The sequence below is a fragment of the Frateuria sp. GZRe12 genome, assembly GCF_051900535.1.
In the GTDB taxonomy this organism is placed as follows: Bacteria; Pseudomonadota; Gammaproteobacteria; order Xanthomonadales; family Rhodanobacteraceae; genus Frateuria_A.
On the sequence record NZ_JBHZGI010000004.1, the window covers coordinates 198,938 to 220,355 of the forward strand.

Here is a 21,418-nt window from a genome sequence, read left to right on the forward strand (position 1 = left end):
CCCGTGCCCTTACAGGGGTGGCGACGACGACTCCGGTCGTTCCCGCTCCGCGTCCGCCTCGAACAACTGCTCCAGGTCCGCCAGTGCCTCGCGCGTGGTCTGCACGATGCGCGCGTCGTCGTCGTACACCAGATACTGCCGCTTGAGCAGCTCGGCATCCTGCTGGCGAAAACGTTCCACCCGCGCCGCAGCCACGTCCCGGGACATGCCCAGCGCCTCCAGCGTCATCTGCGTCATCTGCAGGCTGGAGCAGAGCGTCTCGCGCACCGGGTCGTCGATCCCCAGATCCATCAGCCGCCACACGTGCTGGCGGTTGCGCGCGCGCGCGATGACCCTCAGGTGCGGATACTGCCGGCGCACCAGCCGCGCCACGCGCAGGCTCGATTCGGGATCGTCGCTGGCCAACACGAACACCTCGGCCTTGTCCGCCTGCGCCGCGCGCAGCAGTTCCGGTCGCGCCGGGTCGCCGTAGAAGATGTCGTTCCAGCCGCCGAAGCGCTGCACCAGGTCGATCTGCTCGACCGAGTGGTCGAGCGCCACGAAGCGGATGCCCTGCGCGCGCAGCACGCGCGCCACGATCTGGCCCATGCGCCCGTAGCCGGCGATGATCACCTTGGGCGTCTCGGTCTCGATGGTGTCGTACTCGCGCACCGCCTTCTTCGGCCGCGCCCCGAGCAGCCGCCCGGTGAGCGCGACCAGCAGCGGCGTCAGCGCCATCGACAGCGTGATCGCCAGCACCAGCCGGTTGTGCAGCGTGCCATCGAGGATGCGCTGCCCAGCGGCGATGTTCAGCACCACGAAGGCGAACTCGCCGCCGCTGGCCAGCAATACCGCCAGGCGCAGCGACTCGCCGCGGTCGAGCCCGCCGACCAGCCGTCCCAGCGGCCACAGCAGCACGCCCTTGACCAGCAGCAGGCCGGCGACCAGCGCCAGCACGCGCAGCGGCTCGCCGAGCAACAGCGACAGATCCATCGACATGCCCACGCTGATGAAGAACAGCCCCAGCAACAGGCCCTTGAACGGCTCCAGGTGGGATTCCAGCTCGTGGCGATATTCCGAATCGGCCAGCAGCACGCCAGCCAGGAACGCCCCCAGCGTGGAAGAGACGCCCACCCGTTCCATCAGCCATGCCGTGCCCATGACCACCAGCAGCGCGGTGGCGGTGGACACCTCAACCGCATCGGCCTTGGCGACGAAGCGGAATACCGGCCGCAACAGGTAGCGTCCGCCGACCACCACCGCCACGATCGCAGCCACCGTGCGCAGCACGCCCGCCGAGTCCATGCCGTGCCCGCCCGAGGCCGCCAGCAGCGGCACCGCGGCGATCAGCGGGATCGCCGCCAGGTCCTGGAACAGCAGGATCGCGAACGCCTGGCGCCCGTAGGCCCAACCGGCCTCCTTGCGCTCGGCCAGGATCTGCAGGCCGAACGCGGTGGACGACAGCGCCAGGCTGCCGCCCACGATCACCGCCGCCCGGCCGCTCAGGCCGAACCAGGCGAAGCCGATCGCACCGATCGCGATGCCGCAGGCCAGCACCTGCATCAGGCCGGTGCCGAACACCGCGCGCCGCATCACCCACAGGCGTTGCGGCGAGAGCTCCAGGCCGATCACGAACAGCATCAGCACCACGCCGAACTCGGAGATGGTCGCCACGCCGGCGGTGTCGGCGACCAGTCCCAGCAGTTGCGGGCCGATCACCACGCCGGCGAGCAGGTAGCCCAGCACCGAACCCAGGCGGAAGCGCTTGGTCAGCGGCACGGCGATCACCGTCGCCAGCAGGAACACCAGCGCGGTTTCGAGGTAATGATGGCTTTCCATCCGCGCGACGCCTTGGTGGGGATGCCTCCGATTATTCCACGCCGCACCCGCCACGACCGCCGCGTCGTTGAGCACGCAACCGTGGGATGATCGCGCGATGACTTCCTTCAAGCTCGCGATCGCCGGCCTGTTGCTGCCTGGCCTGGCCTTGGCTTCGTCCGTCCCGGTGCAGGGCTACACGGTCGTGCACGCCTTCCCGCACGATCCGTCGGCCTATACCGAAGGGCTGGTCTATCTGGACGGCTATCTCTACGAGGCCACGGGGACCGTCGGCGCGTCCTCGGTGCGCAAGGTGGACCTCGCCAGCGGCAAGGTGCTCCAGCAGACGCCCACGCCGTGGCCGGATTACGGCGAGGGGATCGTGGCGTGGAGGAACCAGCTCATCCAGCTGAGCTGGCAGGACCACGAAGGCTTCGTGTACGACCTGGCCACGCTGGCCCCGCGCGCGAAGTTCGCGTACCCGGGCGAAGGCTGGAGCCTGACCACCGACGGCACCCACCTGCTGATGAGCGACGGTACGCCGACCATCCGCATCCTCGATCCGGACTCGTTGCAGCAGATCGGCCACATCGATGTCACCGCCGACGGCCAGCCATTGGCGAACCTCAACGAGCTGGAATGGGTGAAAGGCGAGCTGTACGCCAACGTCTGGCTGACCGACCGCATCGCGCGGATCGACCCGGCCAGCGGCCGCGTCATCGGCTGGATTGACCTGGCCGGCCTGGTGCCCGCGCCCGAAACGCTGGCGGACCCCGCGAACGACGTACTCAACGGCATCGCCTACGACACCGTGCACGACCGCCTGTTCGTCACCGGCAAGCGCTGGCCGCGGATGTATGAAATCCGGCTGGCACCGGCGCATCGCGATGCAACGGTGGGCCACGCCACGGCGAAGACCGCGTCACCGGCAGCCGGCCCCTAGCGCGACGCGGGCCGGCACTGCGCATCGAAGTGCACAGCAAGACCGCGCGCCGCCGGCGCTACCAACGACAAACCGGTCGGGACGGCCATGGTTGCCGCGGCGATCCGCGCCGGCAGTGCGGCTATCCGCGCCACGCATCTGTTCGCCGGCTGATCGCTTGTTGGTGATCGAGATGCTCAACGGCCGGTGTTGCCGGCCGCTGCGGCAGGCGCATGCCGCACGAAGGCGCGCATGGTCAGGCCGGGCACGGTGCGAAAGGTCATCGGCCGCGGCGCACCGGCGTCGGCGACCTGCCGCCAGATGCCCTGCAAGGCGGCCAGGTCGCGAGCGTTCGGATCAAGAGCTTCCATGCTGTTGTTTCTGTGGGTAAGGCTATTCGCCGCGCAGCCAGCGGGCGGCATCGATGGCGTAATAGGTGAGGATCGCATCCGCGCCGGCGCGCTTGAACGCGATGAGCGATTCGAGCACCACCGCCTTCTCGTCCAGCCAGCCGTTCTGCGCGGCCGCCTTGAGCATCGCGTACTCGCCCGACACCTGGTAGACGAAGGTCGGCGCGCCGAAGGTGTCCTTTACCCGGCGCAGCACGTCCAGATAGGGCATGCCTGGCTTGACCATCACCGCGTCGGCGCCTTCGGCCAGGTCCAGCTCCACCTCGCGCAGCGCCTCGTCCGAGTTGGCCACGTCCATCTGGTAGGTGTGCTTGTTGCCCTTGCCCAGGTTCGCCGCCGAGCCGACCGCGTCGCGAAACGGTCCGTAGAAGCTGGAGGCGTACTTGGCCGAGTAGGCGAGGATACGGGTGTGGATGTGACCGGCGGCTTCCAGCGCATCGCGGATGGTGCCGATGCGGCCGTCCATCATGTCCGACGGCGCGACGAAATCCATGCCCGCTTCGGCCTGGGCCAGCGACATCTTCACGAGCGCCTCGACCGTGGGTTCGTTCATCACGTAGCCGTCGGCGTCGATGAGGCCGTCCTGGCCATGCGTGGTGTAGGGATCGAGCGCCACGTCGCCGATCAGGCCCAGTTCGGGGTATTTCGCCTTCAGCGCGCGGGTGGCGCGGTGCATGAGGTTGTCCGGGTTCCACGCCTCGGCGGCGTCTTCACTCTTGACCGACGGGCCGGGCGACGGGAACAGCGCCAACGCGGGGATGCCCAGGCGCACGCACTCGCCGGCCAGCTTGAGCAACTCGTCGATGGAGAGCCGCGCCACGCCCGGCATCGAAGGCACGTTCTCGCGCTGGCCCTCGCCCTCGATCACGAACGCCACCATGATGAGGTCGCTCGGCAGCAGGCTGTGCTCGCGCATCAGCGCGCGGGAGAAGGCGTCGCGACGCATGCGGCGCATGCGGATGGCGGGGAAGTTCATGGCAGATCCGTCGCTGGTGCGAAAGGCGCCATTGTACGCCGCGGGCTTCGCAAGCCTTCCCGCTGCGGCGTTCCATCGCGCGCCGTCCGGACATGCCCGAACCCACGACCCTGCATGACGCCGCCAGGCTCCGCCATCGAAGCCGCATGGTTCACCCCATCCATCCAGTGCGTCACACATTTTCCACGACCGTCGCACGACGAGCGGTCCGCAAGTAGCCAGTCAGGCCGGTTTCCGATACCTTCCCCCGATTGCCGCCGCGCCCGCGACGCTGCGCCCACAGAACGACCCGATGAGCTTCGACACCCACCCCCCCACCCTGCTGGCCGACCTCGGCGGCACCAACGTGCGCTTTGCGCTTGCCGACGTCGGCGCCGCGGAGCCGCTCATGGCCGACAGCGTGCGCCGCTACCGCGTGCGCGACTTCGCCACGCTGGCCGACACCATCCGGCAGTACTTCGCCGACACCGGGCTGACCGCGCCGCGCGCGATCATCGCCGCGGCCGGGCGCATCGCCGACGGCGAGACGGTGCAGATCACCAACAATCCGTGGGCGGTTGCCGCGCATGCGCTGCAGGCGGACCTGGGGATGGAGTCGGTGCGCCTGGTCAACGACTTCGCCGCGCAGAGCATGGCCGTTTCGCTGCTGCAGCCGCAGCACCTGAAGGCCGTCGGCGACCTGCCGCTGCCGCGGCTGGACCGTCGCGACCACCAGACCTTCGTGGTGATGGGCCCCGGCACCGGGCTGGGCGTGGGTGGCCTGCTGCGCCGCGATGGCCACTGCAGCGTGCTGGAAAGCGAAGGCGGCCACGCCGGCTTCGCTGCGCACAGCCGCGAGGACATTGAAATCCTGCACCGGCTCAACGAGCGTTTCGGCCGCGTCTCCAACGAGCGGCTGATCTGCGGCAACGGGCTGGTGAACCTCTACGGCGCGCTGGCCGACATCGCCGGCGAGCGCGCGCAGGAGTACACCCCCGAGGACATCACCGCGCACGCCGGCGCCGGCACCGACCCGTTGTGCGTGCGCACGGTGGAAACGCTGGCCGGCATCTTCGGCTCGGTCGCCGGCGACCTGGTGCTGACCCTGGGCGGCTGGGACGGCGTCTACCTCACCGGCGGCCTGCTGCCGATCCTGCTGCCGTGGCTGCAGCGTGGCGGCTTCCGCCAGCGCTTCGAAGCCAAGGGCCGCTTCAGCGACACCATGCGCCAGGTGCCCACCATCGCCGTGCTGCACCCGGAACCGGGCCTGCTCGGAGCCGCCGCGCTGGCGGTGATGGAAACCGGCCGCCCTCTGCTGCCGCGGGCGTAGACGCTACCTGGCCGGCTCGCCGGTATCCTCGCTGGATGACCAGGAGGCACCGATGATTCGCCCACGCACCGCGTTCCTGTTCGACCTCGACGGCACGCTGGTCGACAGCGTCTACCAGCACGTGCTGGCGTGGAAGGAGGCGCTCGACCGCGAGGGCATCGAGCTGGCGGTGTGGCGCATCCACCGCAAGATCGGCATGAGCGGCGGGCTGTTCACGCGGATGCTGCTGCGCGAGACGGGCATCGAGATCACCGAGGAGCGCGTGGCGCGACTGCGACGCTGGCACGCGGAAGCCTACGGGCGGCGCGCCGAGGGTGGCGGTGTACGCCCGCTTCCGGGCGCGCGCGAGTTGCTCGACTGGCTCACCGAAGCGGGCCTGCCCTGGGCCATCGCCACCAGCGGCCGCATGCAGACGGCGGCGCACAATTTGGAGGCGCTCGGCGTCGACCCGGCCAAGGTGCCGGTGATCACCCGCGATGACGTGCGCCACGCCAAGCCCGACCCGGACCTGTTCCTGGCCGCGGCCGAACGGTTGGACGTGGATATCCAGCATGCGCTGGTGTTGGGCGACAGCATCTGGGACATGCTCGCCGCGCAGCGTTGCCGCGCCCTCGGCGTGGGCCTGCTTTCCGGCGGCTACGGGCAGGAGGAGCTGGAGCGCGCCGGCGCGTTCCGCGTGTATGAGGATCCTGCCGATCTGCTGTATCACATCGACGAGGTCGCCGCGCGCGACTGACCGGCGTACGCCAGAGCCAGCCCGCTCGAACCCATCCGGAGGGTCGTGCGCTCAGCCCGGCGCGAGCAGCGCATCGAGGTCGTCCTGGTCGAAGCTGAGCTTCTCGCGTGCGCCGCCACCGTCGAGCACCGCCTCGGCCAGTTCGGCTTTTCGCGCCTTCAGCTCCTCGATACGCTCCTCGACGGTGTCGGCGGTGATCAGCCGGAACACGAACACCGGCTTGTCCTGGCCGATGCGGTGGGCGCGGTCGGAAGCCTGCGCTTCAGCCGCCGGGTTCCACCACGGGTCGTAGTGGATCACGGTGTCGGCGGCGGTGAGGTTCAGTCCCACGCCGCCGGCCTTGAGCGAAAGCAGGAACAACGGCACGTCGCCTTCCTGGAAGCGCTGCACGGGTTCGGCGCGGTCGCGGGTTTCTCCGGTGAGCATGACGTAGCGGATGCGCTTGCGGTCCAGTTCCGCGGCGATCAGCTTGAGCATTTCGGTGAACTGCGAGAAGAGCAGCACCTTGCGGCCTTCGGCGAGCAGCGCCGGCAGCATGTCCATCAGCAATTCGAACTTGGCCGACTCACGCACGCCTCGCGCGGCCTCGAGCTTGACCAGCCGCGGGTCGCAGCAGACCTGGCGCAGCTTGAGCAACGCGTCGAGCACCACGATGCCCGAATGGGTGATGCCGCGCTGGGCGATCACCTCGCGCAATTCCTCGGCCAGGGTGAGGCGCAGGCTCTCGTAGAGCTCGCGCTGGCGCCCGTCGAGCACCACTCGGCGGGTGATCTCGGTCTTCGGTGGCAGTTCGGCCGCGACCTGCGCCTTGGTGCGCCGCAGGATGAAGGGCGCGAGGCGGCGGTTGAGGCGCGCCTGGCATTCGTCGTCACGTTGCTTCTCGATCGGCACGCGGTAGTGGCGGCGGAAGGCGCCTTCGTCGCCGAGCAGCCCGGGCACGGCCAGGTCGATCTGCGACCACAACTCGCCCAGGTGGTTTTCCAGCGGCGTCCCCGTCAGGCAGATGCAGCGCGGCGCGCGCAGGCTGAGCACGGCGCGGCGCGCCTGCGTACGCGGATTCTTCACCTGCTGCGCCTCGTCCAGCACGATCAGCGCGAACGGCTGCTTGCGCAGGGTGACCACGTCGCGCGGCAGCAGCGCGTAGCTGGTGAGCACGATGTCCTGCGCACCCAGTTGCGAGAAGTCGCCGCTGCGCTGCGGACCGTGCAAGGCGAGCACCGAGATGTCCGGGGCGAAGCGCGCGATCTCCGATTGCCAGTTGGGAATGAGGCTGGTCGGCACCACCACCAGCGCCGGCTGGGTCAGCGCACCGCGCTGCTTGAGTGCGAGCAGGTGGGTGATCAGCTGCAGCGTTTTCCCCAGGCCCATGTCGTCGGCAAGCACACCGCCGACGCCTGCCTCGGCCAACGCGTTCAACCAACGCAGGCCCTCGCGCTGGTAGGGGCGCAGTTCGACGGTGAGGCCGTCGGGAATGGCGTCGCTGGCGCGCTCGGCGGCATCGCGCAGGCGTGCGGTGAAGCCACGCAATGCCTCGGGCGCGCGCAGCTCGCCGCCGCTGGGCAGCGCCTCGACCAGTTCCTCCAGGCGGCCGGCCTGCACGCGCGGCAGGTGCAGCTTCTTCTTCGGGCGCTCCAGGTATTCGGCCAGCGGCGCCAGCAGGCCGCGCAGTTCCTTCAGGCGCACCGGCACGCGGCGGCGTTCGTCGACCGGCGCGTACCACACGGCGTCTTCCGGTTCGTTCGGCGCGGGGCTCAAGTTCAACTGGTGCTCAGCCAGCGCCTGTGCCACCGCGGGCAGCAGGTTGTGACGCTTGCCCTCGACCTCGATGCCGATCTCCAGGTCGAAGGCGTGGTCGTCGGCGTCCTCGGTGGCGTTGCCATACCAGCGCACCGGGCCTTCAAGCACTTCGAACGGGAAGCTCGGCGCGTAGTCGAGCTGGAAACCCTCGGCCTCGAGCTTGGCGCGCAGCGCCAGCCAGCGCGCCGGCGTATTCACCTCCAGTGCGCCGGCATAGCCCTTGCCGGGGAACAGCCAGGCGTCTTCGGGCAGCGTGTCCGCCAGGTCCCAGGGCAGGCCTTCGGTGTCCACCCCGGGAGTGAGCCCGACGCGTTCGAGCTGCTCCATGGCCGAGAGTTCCTCGGCGCGCCGGCGCGTGATTTCGACGAGGTGGCCGTTGCGCACGCGGCGCACCAGCGGCTCGCCGCCGCGGCCGGGCAGGCGCTCGCCGGCGTAGTCGAAGGCCAGCCGCGCATAGGCCAGCGGCGGGGTACCGGCGGCCAGGCGGGCGTGGCGCGTGAGTGCGTGCAGGGTCAGCACCGGCTTGGGCGCCAGCTCCGCGCGGCGCAGTTCGTCGAACACCTGGGGTGCGGGCAGGCGCTGGCCGAGTGGGCTGTTCTTCAGCGCCTTGAGCAACGGCCGGCCGGCTTCGTGCCTGAGCGGCGGCAGGTCCAGCCAGTGGCTTTCGCGCTTGTCCGCCTCGAGCAGACCCAGCGTGGCGCGTTCGGCGTCGAGATACCAAAGGCAATCCAGCCGCAGCAGGCGCTGGTTATGGCCCAGCGTGGGCAGCAGGCGCTGGCTGCCGTCCTGTTCCAGGTGCCAGTGCCAGTTGAGCGGATGCGCCTTGCCGCGCGACAGCCGCAGGCCGGCCAGGCCACCGAGGAAACACGGCGCGGTGTCGAGCATCTGCGCCAGCAGGGCGTCGCCGATGTGGCCGGCCAGGCGCACGTAGCTGCGGCCCTTGCGCAGGTTCTGCGGCAGACCGAGCAAGGCAGCGGCCAGGTGTTGTTCGTGCGGTTGCAGCGGCGCGTGGGCGAGGTGGCGGCTGTCCAGCGGGACCGGGCGCACGTAGCGGCCCGGCTCGGCCACGCCCAGCGCCACCGGGGCCACGTCCAGGTGGGCCCAGGAAGCGCCGTCCTCGGGCATGACCTCCAGGAAGAAGCCGAGGACCTGGGTTTCGGCGGGGGCCGCCGCGGGCGGCTTGAACAGTCGGCGCCAGGCCGGCGGCAAGCCGCCTCCGGTCATGTCCTCCGGCGAGGAGGCACGATCGGCAGGCTGCTTTTCGTCCGGTTGCTGCATGCGCATGCGGTCCGCTTGCCGGCCAAAACAACGAGCTTAGCAAGGGGATGGGTGGTGTGCGCGTCGAGGGCGCAAGTTCGTGCGGGGCTGCGCCGCAGGCGCAGGGCGGGCTTCGGCCAACCGCCGTTCACGACGAACGGCCGGGTGTGGCATGCCGCCAACCAGGAACCGCGTCGCGAGCCCCGACCGCTCACCCTACCCCCTTCCCGGAGGGGAGAGGGGCCGCGGGTCAGGCGTTGCCGAACAAGCCTTGTGGGTATTCGGGCTTCTGCTCGCGCGACATCAGCATGCGGACGCCCTCGACCGGAGTGACTTCCCCGTGCAGCACGGCGCGAACGCCGCTGGCGATGGGCAGGTCCAGGCCGTGCTGGTCGGCCAGGCGGGACACCTCATCGGCGGTCACCACGCTCTCGACCACCTGGCCGATCTGGCGAACGGCCTCGTCCAGCGCGATGCCCTGCCCCAAGGCCAGGCCGAGCCGCCGGTTGCGCGAAAGATCGCCGGTGCAGGTCAGCACGAGATCGCCCAGGCCGGACAGGCCCATCAGGGTTTCCGGCCGCGCGCCGAGCGCCAGGCCCAGGCGCAGCATCTCGTTCATGCCGCGGGTGATCAGGCCGGCGCGGGCGTTGAGGCCCAGTTGCATGCCGTCGGCCACGCCGGTGGCCACCGCCAGCACGTTCTTCATCGCACCGCCCAGCTCCGCACCGAGCACGTCGTTGCCCGAATAGGCGCGGAAGTTCGGCGCATGCAGCAACGCAGCCAGCGACGTGGCGAAAGCCTCGTCTTCCGAATGCACGGTGACCGCGCTGGGCAGCCCGGCGGCGACCTCGCGCGCGAATGACGGCCCGGTGACTACCGCGGCCGGCCGGCCCGGCAGCTTCTGCGCCACCAGTTCGTGCAGGAATCGGCCGGTGCCCGGCTCGAAACCCTTGGTCGCCCAGGCGATCGCCGTGTCGGCGTCGAGCAGCGGCGCAAGCTCGTCCAGCATCGCGGCGAAGGCATGGCTGGGCACCACGATCAACACGATGTCGACATCGCGCACGGCCGCAGCCAGCTCCGGCTCATAGGCGAGCGCGGCCGGCAGTTCGAGGTCAGGCAGATAGCGCTGGTTGCGGCGGCTCTGCGCCATCGCCTCCAGCGCCGCGCGGTCGCGGCCCCAGAGGCGCGTGGTGACGCCGTTGCGCGCGGCCAGCGCGGCCAGCGCGGTGCCCCAGGAGCCGGCGCCGAGCACCGCGAGGATCGGTTGGTCCCGCATGGGTTGCAAGCCGTCAGCTGTTGAGCGTCGGGGCCTCGCCGCCGCCCGCCGCGCGGCGCTGCTGCTCCGCGAAGAGGGCGTCGAAGTTGATCGGCTGCAGCAGGAACGGCGGGAACCCGCCCTCCAGCACCAGCGAGGAAATCACTTGGCGTGCATAGGGAAACAGCAGGTTCGGGCAGTAACTGCCGATGATGCCGTCGCGGTCCTGCTCGTTGAAGCCCGCGATGCCGAACACGCCAGCCTGGTGGACCTCGGCCAGGTAGGCCGTCCGCTCGCCGATGGTGCAGGTGAGGGTCAGGCTCAGCACTACTTCGTACAGGCTGTTGCCCAGGTCGGTGGCGCGCTGGCCCAGGTTGAGTTGCACCTGGGGCTGGGCCTGGTCGTTCTCGCCGATGTCCTGGAAGATCTGCGGTGCGTTGGGAGCCTCGAAGGACACGTCCTTGACGTAGATCTTCTGCAGCATCAACTGCGGCATGGCCTGGCCGGCGGCCTGGTCGTTGGCGGGCGTGACTTCTGCCATCGGAAATCCCTCGAATTCGTGAGTGCGGGCGAGCAAAGAGGGCGATTGTTCCATACATCCGCACGCCCTGCCATGGTCCGACGCCCCGGACGACTTGCGCAGGATGCTGTTTTTCCGGGAGAATACGCGGCTCGACCGAGGCCGCCCCGATCTTTCGGGCTTCCGCGACGCGATGCGGAAACGCAAGCCGGCCACGCTCGATACGCAACACCCTCCAGCATCGCGTGGCGCCCCAAGCGCCGCTGGGCCGATGCCGTCCTGGCCAACGGGCGGTCCAATACCGATTACGGAGGCCCTCATGGCCCGTGTATGTCAAGTCACCGGAAAGGGTGTGCAGACCGGCAACAACGTCTCGCACGCCAACAACAAGACCCGTCGCCGCTGGTTGCCCAACCTGCACGAGCGCCGCTTCTGGGTCGCCAGCGAAAACCGTTGGGTGAAGCTGCGCGTTTCCAACGCCGCGCTGCGCACCATCGACAAGAATGGCATCGAGGCCGTGATCGCCCAGCTGCGTGCCCGCGGCGAGAAGGTCTGAGGATTGAACCATGGCTAACAAGACCCAAGACAAGATCCGCCTGATCTCCTCGGCCGGCACCGGCCACTTCTACACCACGCAGAAGAACAAGAAGAACACGCCGGAAAAGTTCGAGTTCAAGAAGTACGATCCGGTCGTGCGCAAGCACGTGATCTACAAGGAAGGCAAGATCAAGTGATCTCCGAAGAAAACCCGCCGCTCGGCGGGTTTTCTTTTGGGCGCGCGAAAGCTTCCGCGCACTTATGATCCGCGCCATGGCTGACCCCCTGTTCCCCGCACTGCTCGGCGAACAATGGCACGCGCTGGCACCGCCGGTGCGGCGCATGCACGGCAACGCGCCGCGCGTGCGCGCCATCGGGCAGGCCGACGTGGCGGGCGCGACCCACCTGCCAGCGCGCCTTTTGCGCCGGGTGTTGGGCCTGCCCGCCCCGGGCCTGGCGCAGCCCATGGAGGTATGCATCGAGCGGCACCCGGGCCATGAAATCTGGATCCGGCGCTTCGCCCATCGCCGGATGCGCTCCCGCCTTAGCCGGGCCCCGCAGGGCGATCGACTGCACGAGCGGCTCGGCCCGGTAACGCTGCATTTCGAGCTGCGCCGCGCGGGCGATGCGATCGACTGGCAATTTTGCGGCGGAAGCCTGCTGGGCCTGCCGTTGCCGCGCGCGTGGTTCGGCTCGGTGTTTTCCCAAAGCGGCGCGCACCAAGGGCGCTACTGCTTCCACATCGACACGCGATTGCCGTTGCTGGGCCGGCTGGTCGCCTATCGCGGCTGGCTGGAGCCGACCGATGGCTGAGCGAAACGACGTCATCGTGTTCGACGGGGTCTGCGTGTTATGCAGCCGCTGGGTCGATTTCGTGCTTCGGCACGATCGCGCGGGACGCTTCCGGCTGGCCGCCATGCAGGGCACGCATGGACGCATGCTGCTGCAGGCGCACGGTCTGTCAGCGGGCGACCCGGTGTCGTTCCGGCTGGTGCTGGAGGGGCGCGCACATACCGATACCGACGCCATCGCGCACGTTCTGCGTGGATTCGGTGGCCTCTGGCGCGTGGCCGCGTCCCTGCTGGAGGCGATCCCGCGCGCGTGCCGCGACCCGGCCTATCGCTGGATCGCCCGCCACCGGTACCGGTTGTTCGGCCGGCGCGCGAGTTGCCGGCTGCCCGCGCCGGCGCAGGCCTGGCGTTTCCTCGACTAGACCCGGCTGTCCACCCCGGGCGCGTTCAGGCGTTTCCACGCAGGCGCGAACCGCGCCGCGTTTGCGCTCCATCCCCCAGCCTGGTGCTGCATCGCCTATCGGAGATACGCCATGTCCAAGCTCCCCTTCCGTCCCACCTTGGGCCTGGCCCTCGCCTTGGTTGTCACCTCGGCGGCGGCCGCCACCGGCACGGTCACCGTCCGCTACGACCATCCGGAAAATTTCACCGAAACAAAGGAAGTGCGCGCATTCGCGCCCATGCGCGATGATTCGGGATACCTGGACACCCTCAAGCGCTACTTCGAAAAGAAGGCGGCGACCGAGCTTGAGCAAGGCCAGACCCTCGACATCGTCGTGACCGACATCGACCGTGCCGGCTCCTATGCGCCTTCGGTGGGTTCGTTGCAACCGGTGCGCGTGGTCAAGGACGTCTATCCGCCGCGCATCACGCTGCACTTCCGCCTGCTGGACAGCCAGGGACGGGTGATCCGCGAGGGCGACCGCAAGCTGACCGACCTGGGCTTCATGTATGACAGCCCCGGCGAATTCTCCAACACCGACCCGCTGCGCTACGAAAAGCGCACGATCGATCGCTGGCTGGCGCGGGGACCTGCGAAGCTGTAACGCGGGAGTCGGAGGCTGGGCTTGAGCCCGCCTATGTTGGTCCGAAGTTGGTCCGGCGGGACGCGGCCACCGCTATAAAAAAAGCCCGCCTTGATGGCGGGCTTTTTTTGTCGTGCACCAGATCGTTCAGGCGTTGGCGACGCGGTAGCCCTTCAGCCGTGCCGCGAACTCCTGCAGCGAACGGATGCCGCTCTGTTCGGCCTCGGCGATCCATTGCTGCAGGCCCTTGAGGGTCTGCTCGGCGCCACGCTGCTCCATCAGGGCCGCCAGGCGGGTGCGGAAGTCGCACACGGTGCGCAGCGTGGGGCGCTTGGCCAGCACGGCCTGCAGGCGCGCGCTGCCTTCGCTGTCCAGCCAGCGACCACCGTCGGCCAACGCGTGGCGCATCCGGCGCGGCATCGCCTTGAGGTTGTCGCCCGCGTGGGCGGCTTCCTCGCGCAGGGTCGGCATGATCACGCCGCGGTAGTAGTCGGTCATCGCCTGGAAGCGATGGGTAAGCACGGCCTTGAGCGTCTCCGCGTCGGGCAGGCTCACGTTCGGACGCACGTCCAGGGCCGGCGCCACGCGCAGCACCTTGGCCAGGCCCACCGCGCGCAGCCCGCAGATCGCCGCCCAGCCGATGTCGAACTCCCACTTGCGCAGGGCGAACTTGGCCGAGCTCGGGAATGCATGGTGGTTGTTGTGCAGCTCTTCGCCGCCGATCCAGAAACCCCACGGCAACAGGTTGCGCGCGGTGTCGGCGCTTTCGAAGTTGCGGTAGCCGGCCCAGTGGCCGATGCCGTTGACGAAACCGGCCGCCCAGAACGGGATCCAGATCATCTGCACCGCCCACAGCGCCGCGCCGATCACGCCGAACAGCGCCAGGCTGATCAGCAGCATCAGCGTCGGGCCCCAGTACGGATGCGCACCATAGAGCTTGTGCTCGACCCAGTCATCGGGCGTGCCGCGGCCGTACTGCTCCATGTCCTGCTTCGACTCGCAGGCATCGCGGTACAGCGAGACGCCGTCCCAGAACACCTTCTTGATGCCGTAGATCATCGGGCTGTGCGGATCTTCCTCCGTCTCCACCTTGGCGTGGTGCTTGCGGTGCACCGCCACCCACTCCTTGGTGACCATGCCGGTGGTCAGCCAGCCCCAGAAGCGGAAGAAATGCGCCAGCACCGGGTGGAAATCCACGCCGCGATGGGTCTGGCTGCGATGCAGGTAAAGCGTCACCGTGAAGATGGTGAGCTGGGTCATCACCAGCATGTAGACCAGCATGGCAAGCCAACTGGCGTGGGTCACGCCGTTGGAAAGGAACGTCAGCACCGTGTCGAGCATCAGGAAAACACCGGGGAAGTTGAAAGGCAGTCTATCGGAGGGGTTTCCGTACCCGCCAGCATGGCGCTTTGCGCTTCGCGCATGCGTGAAGCACCCCGCAGGTTGTGCAAACGTGGGGGCACCGTGACAATCATGCAATGACTCTGCCACAACCGCTGTTAATGCTTGAGAAAGCCAGCCGCCGCCGCGCCGGGCGCGCCGCGGTGCAGGACCTCGATCTCACGCTGGATCGCGGCCAGGTGCTGGGCCTGCTGGGCGTCAACGGCGCCGGCAAGTCGACCACACTGTCGATGATCGCTGGCGCACTGGCGCCGGACGGCGGTCGCATCCTGATCGACGGCGTGGACCTGGCCGAGCACCCGGCACCCGCTCGCCGCCTGGTGGGTTGGCTGCCCGAACGTGCCCCGCTGTGGCAGGAACTGACGGTGGGGGAACATCTGGACGCGCACGGTCGCCTGCGCGGTCTGAACGGCGCGACGCTCAGGCAGGCACGCGCGCGCATGATCGAACGGCTGGAACTGGCCCCGCTGGAACACCGCCTCGCCGGCGTGCTCTCGCAGGGCCAGCGCCAGCGACTGGGGCTCGCCTGCGCGCTGCTGCACCAACCGGCGCTGCTGGTGCTGGACGAGCCCGGGAACGCGCTCGACCCGGTGCAGGTCGCCTCATTGCGCACGCTGATCCGCGAGCAGGCCGCGGTGGGCACGGCGGTGATTCTTTCCACCCATGTGCTGGCCGAGGTCACCGCGGTCTGCGATCGCGTGGCGATCCTGCACGACGGCACGCTGCGTTACGAAGGCGCGCTGGACGCGGGCGATCACGCCGCGCTGGAACAACGCTTTTTCGCCATCGCCACGGCAAAGGCGGCCGCATGAGCGCGCTGGCGATGACACGACTGGAGCTGCGCCGGCTGTTCGTGCGTCCGCTCGCCTGGGTGCTTGGCGCACTGACACTCGCCTGGCTGGCGTGGAACTTCACGCTGCTGCTGGGCAGTTTCCTGGCCGCGCAGATCCGCCTCGCCGCCCTGCCCGATGGCCCCGGCTACACCGACCTGGTGGCCGTGCCCTTGCTGGCCAAGCTGGCCGAGCTCGCTTTCCTGGTCGTGCCACTGCTGTCGATGTCGGCACTGGCCGCCGAACGCCGCGAGGGACGCCTGTCGCTGCTGCTCGGCATGGGCCTGACCCCGTCGCGCATCGTGCTCGGCAAGTACGCCGCGCTGCTGGTGTGGTTGCTGGCCTGGCTGGCGCTGGTGCTGGCGATGCCGGCGGCGCTGGCGCACGCAACCGGGATCGACTGGGGCAAGCTCGCCGCCGCCACGCTGGGCATGGCGCTGCTGCTGGCCTCGCTTGCCGCGCTGGGGCTGGCCTGTTCGGCGTTCGCGTCGCATCCGGCCATCGCCGCGGCCGCCGCGCTGGTGCTCACACTGGGTCTGTGGGCGGTGAACATGGGCGCGCAGCTCGCCGGCGCGGACGACGGCACGATCAACTGGCTGGCGATGAGCTCGCACCTGCAGCCGCTGCTGCGCGGGCTGGTGACCAGCGTCGACGTGGCGTGGTTCGTCCTGCTGGCGATCGTCTGCCTGGCGCTGGCCATCCGCCGCGTCGCGGCGGAACGGGAGCGCGGCTGATGCGCACGCTATTCGGACGTCTGGACGGCTGGCTGTTCGCGCTGGCCCTGCTCGTCGGCGCGGGAGCCATCGGTTACCTCACCACCCGGCATGTCTTTGTCGCCGACTGGACCGCGGGCGGACGGGCCAGCCTGTCGCCGGAGAGCCGCGCCGTGCTCGGCCAGCTCCAGGGCCCGGTGGAGATCGTCAGCTACGCCAACCCGCAGGGCGACCTGCGCCCCACCATTGCCGGCTTCCTCGAACGGTATCGCCGGGTCAAGCCCGACCTGACGCTGCGCTTCGTCGATCCGCAGCAGGACCCGGCGAAGATGCGCGAGCTGGGGATCACCGTCGACGGCGCGATCATCGTGCACTACGGCGACCGCGAACAGCGGCTGGACGAGCTGTCCGAACGCAGCCTCACCAATGCGCTCGAGCGCCTGGCGCGCGGCGGCGAACGCATCGTCGCCTTCGTCACCGGCGACGGCGAGCGTCGCGCCGATGGCCAGGCCAACGCCGACCTCGGTACTTTCATGGCGCAGCTGGAAAGCCGCGGCATGCGCGCGGTGCCGCTCAACTTCGCCCAGGTCACCGCGGTGCCCCGGCACACCGACCTGGTCGTGCTGGCCAGCCCCTCGCTGCCGCTGGAAGCCGGCGCCGTGCGCGCGCTGGTCGATTACCTGGCCAACGGCGGCAACCTGCTATGGCTCACCGAGCCGGCCAACAGCGACCTGAACCTTGCACCGCTTGCCGACGCGCTGGGCCTGCGCGTTCTGCCCGGCGTGCTGGTCGATGGCGGCGGCGCGGCGCTGGGCCTGAAGGATCCGCGCCTGATCGCACTGGGCGCCTATCCGCCCCACGCGATCACCCGCGGCTTCCTGCTGACCACGCTGTTCCCGCAGGTCGCCCCGCTGGCCCAGGTCAACCGCAACGATTGGGCGGTACAGGACTTCCTCGAGTCGGGTCCGCAGAGCTGGACCGAGTTCCAGCCGATCGGGAACGACGGCAGCTCGACCATTCGCTTCGACGCCTCGGCCGGCGAGTTGAAGGGACCATTGGCGTTCGGCCTGGCACTCTCGCGCCTGTCGCCCAGTCCCGACAAGAGCCAGCAACGCGTGGTGGTGGTCGGCGATGGCGATTTTCTCTCCAACACCTTCCTGGGCAACGGCGGCAACCGCGCGCTGGGCGAGCGCGTGTTCGACTGGCTGCTCGGCGACGACGCACTGGTGAGCCTGCCGCCGCGCGGCGCGCCCGATCGCGTGCTGGAGATCACGCAGACCGAACTCAATGCGCTGAGCCTGGGTTTCCTCATCGCGTTGCCGGTGCTGCTGCTGCTCGTCGGCGGCCTGCTGACCTGGCGGCGGCGCCGGCGTTGATGCGACGCAGGGCACGCCAGCGGTGGGTGATGCTGGGCATCGCGCTCGCACTGGTGGCGCTGGCTGCGATGCAATACCTGCACGACCAGCGCGAGGCGCCCGGCACGCTGCTGGCGCTGGAACCGGCCGCGATCACCTCGATGACGCTGGCCCTGCCCGGCCAGCCAACCGAGAGCTATCGCCGCCGCGATGGCCAATGGTGGCAAGCCGACGCCCAACGCGCCGACGAGGGCCGGCTGCAGGAACTGACCGAAATCGCGCAGGCGCCGGTCGTCAGCTGGCGGCCGGATACGGATTTCGACGCCGCGAAAATCGGGTTGGCGCCGCCGGTTGTGCAGCTCACGCTAAATGGCCAGAGACTGGATTTCGGCACCACCGCCGTGACCGGGCCGCTGCGTTACGTGCGCGCAGGCCACCGGATCGCGCTGGTGCCGCTGCGTTACACGCCGCGCCCTGCCACGCAGGACGCCGAGCGTATCCACTGACGCCGTCGCAGGGTGGGCGGACGCCCTCCCTACGCCGATGTGGCGCTTGTGGCGCGCGCGGGCGAGCCCATATTGCACGGATCAAGTCCAAAGGAGCGCGCGATGAGCCTGCAGGTGATGGGTGTGTTCGGCATGGGCGTGATGGGACGCAGCCTGGCGCTGAACATCGAAAGCCGCGGCCACGCGGTTTCCGTCTACGACCATGACGGGGCCTTCACCGACCAGGTCATGGCCGCCCATCCCGACCGCCGCCTGGTGGCGTTCCACGAGTTGCCAGCTTTCGTCGCGTCACTGGAACGTCCGCGCCGCATCCTGCTGATGATCAAGGCCGGCCCGCCGGTCGGCGCCATGCTGGACGCGCTCAAGCCGCTGCTCGAGCCGGGCGACATCGTGATCGACGGTGGCAACAGCTACTACCGCGACACCATCCGCCGCGAGCAGACGATGCAGGCGGCCGGCTTGAACTTCATCGGCTGTGGCATCTCCGGCGGCGAGGAAGGCGCGCTGCACGGACCCTCGATCATGCCCGGCGGCCCGCGCGAGGCCTACGCGAAGGTCGAACCGATCCTCACCCAGATCGCCGCGCGCGCGCCTGACGGCACGCCCTGCGTGGCGTGGATGGGCCCCAACGGCGCCGGGCACTACGTGAAGATGGTGCACAACGGCATCGAGTACGGCGACATGCAGCTGATCGCCGAGAGCTACGCCATGCTGCGCCAGGTACTGGGGCTGTCCAACGGCGAACTGGCGCGGGTCTACGCGGACTGGAACCGCGGCGAACTCGACAGCTACCTGGTCGACATCACCTCGCATATCTTCACCCGCAAGGACCCGGACACCGGCAACGACCTGGTCGACATGATCCTGGACCGCGCCGCGCAGAAAGGCACCGGCCAGTGGACCTGCCAGGACGCGCTGGAGATGCGCGTGCCGCTGCCGTTGATCACCGAAGCGGTGTTCGCCCGCGGCCTGTCGGCGCAGAAGGACGAACGCATCGCGGCCAGCCGCGTGCTGCACGGGCCCAGCGCCAGCTTCGGCGGCGACCGCGCGGCATTCGTCGAGTCGGTGCGTCGCGCGCTGTACCTGGGCAAGCTGGTTTCCTACGCGCAAGGCTTCGCGCAACTGCGCGCCGCGTCCGCGGCACACGACTGGGACCTGGACTACGCCACCATCGCCAGCATCTTCCGCGCCGGCTGCATCATCCGGGCCGGCTTCCTCGAGCGGATCATGGACGCCTACACGCGCGACCCGGCGCTTTCCAATCTGATGCTCGATCCCTATTTCGCCGACGTGGCAGGCAAGTACCAGGACGCTCTGCGCGAGGTGGTCGGCGCCGCGGTGCGGCAAGGCGTGGCGGTCCCGTGCTTGGCGTCGGCGATCGCCTGGTTCGACGGCTACCGCAGCGAGCAGCTGCCGGCGAACCTGCTGCAGGCGCAGCGGGACTATTTCGGCGCGCACACGTTCGAGCGCGTCGACCGCCCCGGCAGCTTCCACGTCGACTGGGAATGACGGGCCCGCGCCTGTGGAGCGCCACGGGTGGGTGATGTTTCCGTGCAGGAATCGAAGCCGGAAGCAGCGCCCGCCAGCGGGCTCCTACAATGAGCCGCCATGCCTGAGCTTCCCGAAGTCGAAACCACCCGTCGCGGCATCGCTCCGCATGTCGAAGGTCGCCGCGTAAGCGACGTCGTCGTGCGCCGCCCCGACCTGCGCTGGCCGATCCCGCGCGAGGTGAGCGAGCTGTTGCCGGGCCAGCGCATCGACGCGGTCGAACGGCGCGCCAAGTACCTGCTGCTGCATACCCGGGCTGGCAGCGCACTGATGCACCTGGGCATGAGCGGCGTGTTGCGCGTGCTGCCGCCGGATGCACCAGTGGGCACGCACGACCATGTCGACATCGTGCTCGCCGCCGACGCCACCCGCGCCGCGCGAGTGTTGCGCTTCACCGATCCGCGCCGCTTCGGCTGCCTGCTCTGGCAACCGCCGGGCGAAACCCATCAACTGCTCGCCGCGCTGGGCCCCGAGCCGCTAACCGACGCCTTCGACGGCGATCTTCTCTGGCACCTCTCGCGCGGCCGCAGCGCGGCGGTCAAGCTGTTCCTGATGGACAACGCAGTGGTCGTGGGCGTGGGCAACATCTACGCGAGCGAGGCGCTGTTCGCCGCCGGCATCGACCCGCGCCGCGCGGCCGGCAAGGTCTCGCGCGAGCGTTATGCGAGGCTCGCCGGTGAGGTCAAGCGCATCCTCGGCTGGGCGATCGAACGTGGCGGCACCACACTGCGCGACTTCCTCAACCCCGATGGCGCGCCCGGCTATTTCTTCCGCGAGCTCAACGTCTACGGGCGCGCCGGCGAACCGTGCAAGGCGTGCGGCACGCCGATCCGCCAGGCCATGCTCGGGCAGCGCTCGACGTTCTGGTGCCCGCGCTGCCAGCGCTGAGCGCCGGGTTCAGCGCCCGCCGTACAGCTGCTCGGCGCGCTGGAAGAGCACCCAACTGGTGGCGATCACCTTGTCGCCCCCACGCGGGCGGTTGCCGCGATGGGTATGCGTGAACGCGGCCGGCGCCAGCAGCAGCGCGCCCGTGCGCGGAGCGATCTTGCGCTGCTGGTGGAGGAACTCGGTCTCGCCATCGGCGAAGCCATCGTTGAGGTAGAGCGTCCACAGCAGGTGGCGGTGCAGCGTCTCGGCCTGCGCGTCGCGCGGGTAGAGCTCGCAATGCCAGTAGGGGTAGCCGCCCCGATCGGCGGCGTAGCGCTGCAGATTGATCGCGCCGGGCCGGAACACCGCCTCGACCAGTGGCGCCAGCATCGCGTCGTCCATCGCCCGCAGCCGTTCGGGCGTGAGCCGCTCGGATAGCCCGCCCTCACCGGGCACCTGCAGCATCAGCGGTGCCACCAGCGCATGCGGGTAGCGGCGCAGGTACTTCAACAGCCCGGCAAACACCGCCTGGTTGAGCGCCGCCTCGGCCTCCCGCCACGCGGGCAGGCCGCTGATGCCAAGGTCCTGGCTGTCCTTCAGGTCGGGCAATACACCCGCGCCGACCCGGCCCGGTCGCAATTCCTCGCTCGCGTCCAGGCACTCGACCAGCGCCGCGCAGGTGGCCGCCGGCAAAGCCTCCGGGTAGAGCTCGATGAAGTCGTCTTCAGGCGAAGAGGGAGGCATGCTGGGCGTCAAGGTTCAGCTGCGGGAAAGCCATCCTCGCATGCGCCCTGCCCCCGGCAAACGCTTGCCCGGCGCGGTCTCCCACGCCTCCCGCAACACAGGCAACCATACGCTCAGGTGTG

At 69.4% G+C, this 21,418-nt stretch carries 22 protein-coding genes; 14 read left to right on the top strand and 8 right to left on the bottom strand.

Annotation, left to right across the window (positions count from 1 at the left end; translation table 11 throughout):
* Nucleotides 1–9: 9 nt before the first annotated feature.
* Nucleotides 10–1,818, bottom strand: coding sequence for a monovalent cation:proton antiporter-2 (CPA2) family protein (locus tag ACFWZ4_RS11340; protein ID WP_439704782.1), 1,809 nt, complete (start codon nucleotides 1,816–1,818; stop codon nucleotides 10–12).
* A 97-nt stretch (nucleotides 1,819–1,915) separates the two neighbouring features.
* Between ACFWZ4_RS11340 and ACFWZ4_RS11345 the strand changes: the two genes are divergently transcribed.
* Nucleotides 1,916–2,740, top strand: a complete 825-nt coding sequence (locus tag ACFWZ4_RS11345; protein ID WP_439704783.1) for a glutaminyl-peptide cyclotransferase — start codon at nucleotides 1,916–1,918, stop codon at nucleotides 2,738–2,740.
* Between the two features lie 176 nt (nucleotides 2,741–2,916).
* On the opposite strand, the gene ACFWZ4_RS11350 is transcribed toward ACFWZ4_RS11345, so the two are convergent.
* Both ACFWZ4_RS11350 and hemB read right to left on the bottom strand, forming a co-directional pair.
* The gene (locus tag ACFWZ4_RS11350; RefSeq protein ID WP_439704784.1) at nucleotides 2,917–3,090 is read right to left on the bottom strand and encodes a hypothetical protein; all 174 of its coding nucleotides are present in this window, start codon (nucleotides 3,088–3,090) and stop codon (nucleotides 2,917–2,919) included.
* A 22-nt stretch (nucleotides 3,091–3,112) separates the two neighbouring features.
* On the bottom strand, nucleotides 3,113–4,105 hold the full coding sequence (gene hemB / locus ACFWZ4_RS11355; RefSeq protein WP_439704785.1) for a porphobilinogen synthase: 993 nt from the start codon (nucleotides 4,103–4,105) through the stop codon (nucleotides 3,113–3,115).
* Between the two features lie 292 nt (nucleotides 4,106–4,397).
* Between hemB and glk the strand changes: the two genes are divergently transcribed.
* The gene (gene glk, locus ACFWZ4_RS11360) at nucleotides 4,398–5,414 is read left to right on the top strand and encodes a glucokinase (protein WP_439704786.1); all 1,017 of its coding nucleotides are present in this window, start codon (nucleotides 4,398–4,400) and stop codon (nucleotides 5,412–5,414) included.
* 52 nt (nucleotides 5,415–5,466) lie between these two features.
* Entirely contained in the window at nucleotides 5,467–6,150 is a 684-nt protein-coding gene (locus tag ACFWZ4_RS11365; protein WP_439704787.1) for an HAD family hydrolase, read from the top strand.
* 51 nt (nucleotides 6,151–6,201) lie between these two features.
* Here ACFWZ4_RS11365 and ACFWZ4_RS11370 read toward each other — a convergent pair whose 3' ends face one another.
* From ACFWZ4_RS11370 to secB, 3 genes are all read right to left on the bottom strand, one after another.
* Complete coding sequence (locus ACFWZ4_RS11370; RefSeq protein WP_439704940.1) at nucleotides 6,202–9,225, bottom strand: DEAD/DEAH box helicase; 3,024 nt, start codon at nucleotides 9,223–9,225, stop codon at nucleotides 6,202–6,204.
* 229 nt (nucleotides 9,226–9,454) lie between these two features.
* The gene (locus ACFWZ4_RS11375) at nucleotides 9,455–10,480 is read right to left on the bottom strand and encodes an NAD(P)H-dependent glycerol-3-phosphate dehydrogenase (RefSeq protein ID WP_439704788.1); all 1,026 of its coding nucleotides are present in this window, start codon (nucleotides 10,478–10,480) and stop codon (nucleotides 9,455–9,457) included.
* A gap of 13 nt (nucleotides 10,481–10,493) precedes the next feature.
* Complete coding sequence (secB, locus tag ACFWZ4_RS11380) at nucleotides 10,494–11,000, bottom strand: protein-export chaperone SecB (RefSeq protein WP_439704789.1); 507 nt, start codon at nucleotides 10,998–11,000, stop codon at nucleotides 10,494–10,496.
* 298 nt (nucleotides 11,001–11,298) lie between these two features.
* On the opposite strand from secB, the gene rpmB reads away from it, so the two are divergent.
* The 5 genes from rpmB (at nucleotide 11,299) to ACFWZ4_RS11405 (ending at nucleotide 13,353) form a co-directional block, all read left to right on the top strand.
* Entirely contained in the window at nucleotides 11,299–11,535 is a 237-nt protein-coding gene (gene rpmB / locus ACFWZ4_RS11385; RefSeq protein ID WP_209619039.1) for a 50S ribosomal protein L28, read from the top strand.
* Between the two features lie 10 nt (nucleotides 11,536–11,545).
* Nucleotides 11,546–11,713: a 50S ribosomal protein L33 gene (rpmG, locus tag ACFWZ4_RS11390; protein ID WP_017463578.1), complete on the top strand. Its 168-nt coding sequence runs from the start codon at nucleotides 11,546–11,548 to the stop codon at nucleotides 11,711–11,713.
* Between the two features lie 76 nt (nucleotides 11,714–11,789).
* Entirely contained in the window at nucleotides 11,790–12,329 is a 540-nt protein-coding gene (locus ACFWZ4_RS11395; RefSeq protein WP_439704790.1) for a DUF4166 domain-containing protein, read from the top strand.
* Nucleotides 12,322–12,729 carry a thiol-disulfide oxidoreductase DCC family protein gene (locus ACFWZ4_RS11400; RefSeq protein ID WP_439704791.1) on the top strand — a complete coding sequence of 136 codons (408 nt, stop codon included), beginning with the start codon at nucleotides 12,322–12,324 and terminating at the stop codon, nucleotides 12,727–12,729. The genes ACFWZ4_RS11395 and ACFWZ4_RS11400 overlap by 8 nt, the downstream gene beginning before the upstream one ends.
* 111 nt (nucleotides 12,730–12,840) lie before the next feature.
* Entirely contained in the window at nucleotides 12,841–13,353 is a 513-nt protein-coding gene (locus tag ACFWZ4_RS11405) for a DUF3016 domain-containing protein (RefSeq protein WP_439704792.1), read from the top strand.
* Between the two features lie 126 nt (nucleotides 13,354–13,479).
* Here the strand turns inward: ACFWZ4_RS11405 and ACFWZ4_RS11410 are convergent, their stop codons facing one another.
* Entirely contained in the window at nucleotides 13,480–14,673 is a 1,194-nt protein-coding gene (locus tag ACFWZ4_RS11410; protein ID WP_439704793.1) for a DesA family fatty acid desaturase, read from the bottom strand.
* 161 nt (nucleotides 14,674–14,834) lie between these two features.
* Here ACFWZ4_RS11410 and ACFWZ4_RS11415 point away from each other — a divergent pair, with 161 nt between their 5' ends.
* From ACFWZ4_RS11415 to mutM, 6 genes are all read left to right on the top strand, one after another.
* Nucleotides 14,835–15,545: an ABC transporter ATP-binding protein gene (locus tag ACFWZ4_RS11415; protein WP_439704794.1), complete on the top strand. Its 711-nt coding sequence runs from the start codon at nucleotides 14,835–14,837 to the stop codon at nucleotides 15,543–15,545.
* A complete protein-coding gene (locus ACFWZ4_RS11420) occupies nucleotides 15,542–16,297 on the top strand; it encodes an ABC transporter permease (protein ID WP_439704795.1) in 756 nt (251 codons plus the stop codon). Before ACFWZ4_RS11415 ends, ACFWZ4_RS11420 begins: the two co-directional genes overlap by 4 nt.
* Entirely contained in the window at nucleotides 16,297–17,652 is a 1,356-nt protein-coding gene (locus ACFWZ4_RS11425) for a GldG family protein (RefSeq protein WP_439704796.1), read from the top strand. The genes ACFWZ4_RS11420 and ACFWZ4_RS11425 overlap by 1 nt, the downstream gene beginning before the upstream one ends.
* Entirely contained in the window at nucleotides 17,652–18,137 is a 486-nt protein-coding gene (locus ACFWZ4_RS11430; protein ID WP_439704797.1) for a hypothetical protein, read from the top strand. Before ACFWZ4_RS11425 ends, ACFWZ4_RS11430 begins: the two co-directional genes overlap by 1 nt.
* A gap of 102 nt (nucleotides 18,138–18,239) precedes the next feature.
* Nucleotides 18,240–19,646 carry an NADP-dependent phosphogluconate dehydrogenase gene (gene gndA / locus ACFWZ4_RS11435; RefSeq protein ID WP_439704798.1) on the top strand — a complete coding sequence of 469 codons (1,407 nt, stop codon included), beginning with the start codon at nucleotides 18,240–18,242 and terminating at the stop codon, nucleotides 19,644–19,646.
* 99 nt (nucleotides 19,647–19,745) lie between these two features.
* Nucleotides 19,746–20,573, top strand: a complete 828-nt coding sequence (gene mutM, locus ACFWZ4_RS11440; RefSeq protein WP_439704799.1) for a bifunctional DNA-formamidopyrimidine glycosylase/DNA-(apurinic or apyrimidinic site) lyase — start codon at nucleotides 19,746–19,748, stop codon at nucleotides 20,571–20,573.
* A 9-nt stretch (nucleotides 20,574–20,582) separates the two neighbouring features.
* Here mutM and ACFWZ4_RS11445 read toward each other — a convergent pair whose 3' ends face one another.
* Nucleotides 20,583–21,296, bottom strand: a complete 714-nt coding sequence (locus ACFWZ4_RS11445; protein ID WP_439704800.1) for a 2OG-Fe(II) oxygenase — start codon at nucleotides 21,294–21,296, stop codon at nucleotides 20,583–20,585.
* Between the last annotated feature and the right edge of the window lie 122 nt (nucleotides 21,297–21,418).

What these genes read in the sequence shown, in the direction of transcription:
- rpmB (WP_209619039.1), top strand. Translation starts at nt 11,299, where the DNA reads ATGGCCCGTGTATGTCAAGTCACCGGAAAGGGTGTGCAGACCGGCAAC.
- ACFWZ4_RS11340 (WP_439704782.1), bottom strand. Translation starts at nt 1,818, where the DNA reads ATGGAAAGCCATCATTACCTCGAAACCGCGCTGGTGTTCCTGCTGGCG.
- ACFWZ4_RS11405 (WP_439704792.1), top strand. Translation starts at nt 12,841, where the DNA reads ATGTCCAAGCTCCCCTTCCGTCCCACCTTGGGCCTGGCCCTCGCCTTG.
- ACFWZ4_RS11400 (WP_439704791.1), top strand. Translation starts at nt 12,322, where the DNA reads ATGGCTGAGCGAAACGACGTCATCGTGTTCGACGGGGTCTGCGTGTTA.
- mutM (WP_439704799.1), top strand. Translation starts at nt 19,746, where the DNA reads ATGCCTGAGCTTCCCGAAGTCGAAACCACCCGTCGCGGCATCGCTCCG.
- rpmG (WP_017463578.1), top strand. Translation starts at nt 11,546, where the DNA reads ATGGCTAACAAGACCCAAGACAAGATCCGCCTGATCTCCTCGGCCGGC.
- ACFWZ4_RS11410 (WP_439704793.1), bottom strand. Translation starts at nt 14,673, where the DNA reads ATGCTCGACACGGTGCTGACGTTCCTTTCCAACGGCGTGACCCACGCC.
- ACFWZ4_RS11430 (WP_439704797.1), top strand. Translation starts at nt 17,652, where the DNA reads ATGCGACGCAGGGCACGCCAGCGGTGGGTGATGCTGGGCATCGCGCTC.
- hemB (WP_439704785.1), bottom strand. Translation starts at nt 4,105, where the DNA reads ATGAACTTCCCCGCCATCCGCATGCGCCGCATGCGTCGCGACGCCTTC.
- ACFWZ4_RS11350 (WP_439704784.1), bottom strand. Translation starts at nt 3,090, where the DNA reads ATGGAAGCTCTTGATCCGAACGCTCGCGACCTGGCCGCCTTGCAGGGC.
- ACFWZ4_RS11345 (WP_439704783.1), top strand. Translation starts at nt 1,916, where the DNA reads ATGACTTCCTTCAAGCTCGCGATCGCCGGCCTGTTGCTGCCTGGCCTG.
- ACFWZ4_RS11420 (WP_439704795.1), top strand. Translation starts at nt 15,542, where the DNA reads ATGAGCGCGCTGGCGATGACACGACTGGAGCTGCGCCGGCTGTTCGTG.
- ACFWZ4_RS11375 (WP_439704788.1), bottom strand. Translation starts at nt 10,480, where the DNA reads ATGCGGGACCAACCGATCCTCGCGGTGCTCGGCGCCGGCTCCTGGGGC.
- ACFWZ4_RS11370 (WP_439704940.1), bottom strand. Translation starts at nt 9,225, where the DNA reads ATGCAGCAACCGGACGAAAAGCAGCCTGCCGATCGTGCCTCCTCGCCG.
- ACFWZ4_RS11425 (WP_439704796.1), top strand. Translation starts at nt 16,297, where the DNA reads ATGCGCACGCTATTCGGACGTCTGGACGGCTGGCTGTTCGCGCTGGCC.
- ACFWZ4_RS11415 (WP_439704794.1), top strand. Translation starts at nt 14,835, where the DNA reads ATGCTTGAGAAAGCCAGCCGCCGCCGCGCCGGGCGCGCCGCGGTGCAG.
- glk (WP_439704786.1), top strand. Translation starts at nt 4,398, where the DNA reads ATGAGCTTCGACACCCACCCCCCCACCCTGCTGGCCGACCTCGGCGGC.
- gndA (WP_439704798.1), top strand. Translation starts at nt 18,240, where the DNA reads ATGAGCCTGCAGGTGATGGGTGTGTTCGGCATGGGCGTGATGGGACGC.
- ACFWZ4_RS11395 (WP_439704790.1), top strand. Translation starts at nt 11,790, where the DNA reads ATGGCTGACCCCCTGTTCCCCGCACTGCTCGGCGAACAATGGCACGCG.
- ACFWZ4_RS11445 (WP_439704800.1), bottom strand. Translation starts at nt 21,296, where the DNA reads ATGCCTCCCTCTTCGCCTGAAGACGACTTCATCGAGCTCTACCCGGAG.
- secB (WP_439704789.1), bottom strand. Translation starts at nt 11,000, where the DNA reads ATGGCAGAAGTCACGCCCGCCAACGACCAGGCCGCCGGCCAGGCCATG.
- ACFWZ4_RS11365 (WP_439704787.1), top strand. Translation starts at nt 5,467, where the DNA reads ATGATTCGCCCACGCACCGCGTTCCTGTTCGACCTCGACGGCACGCTG.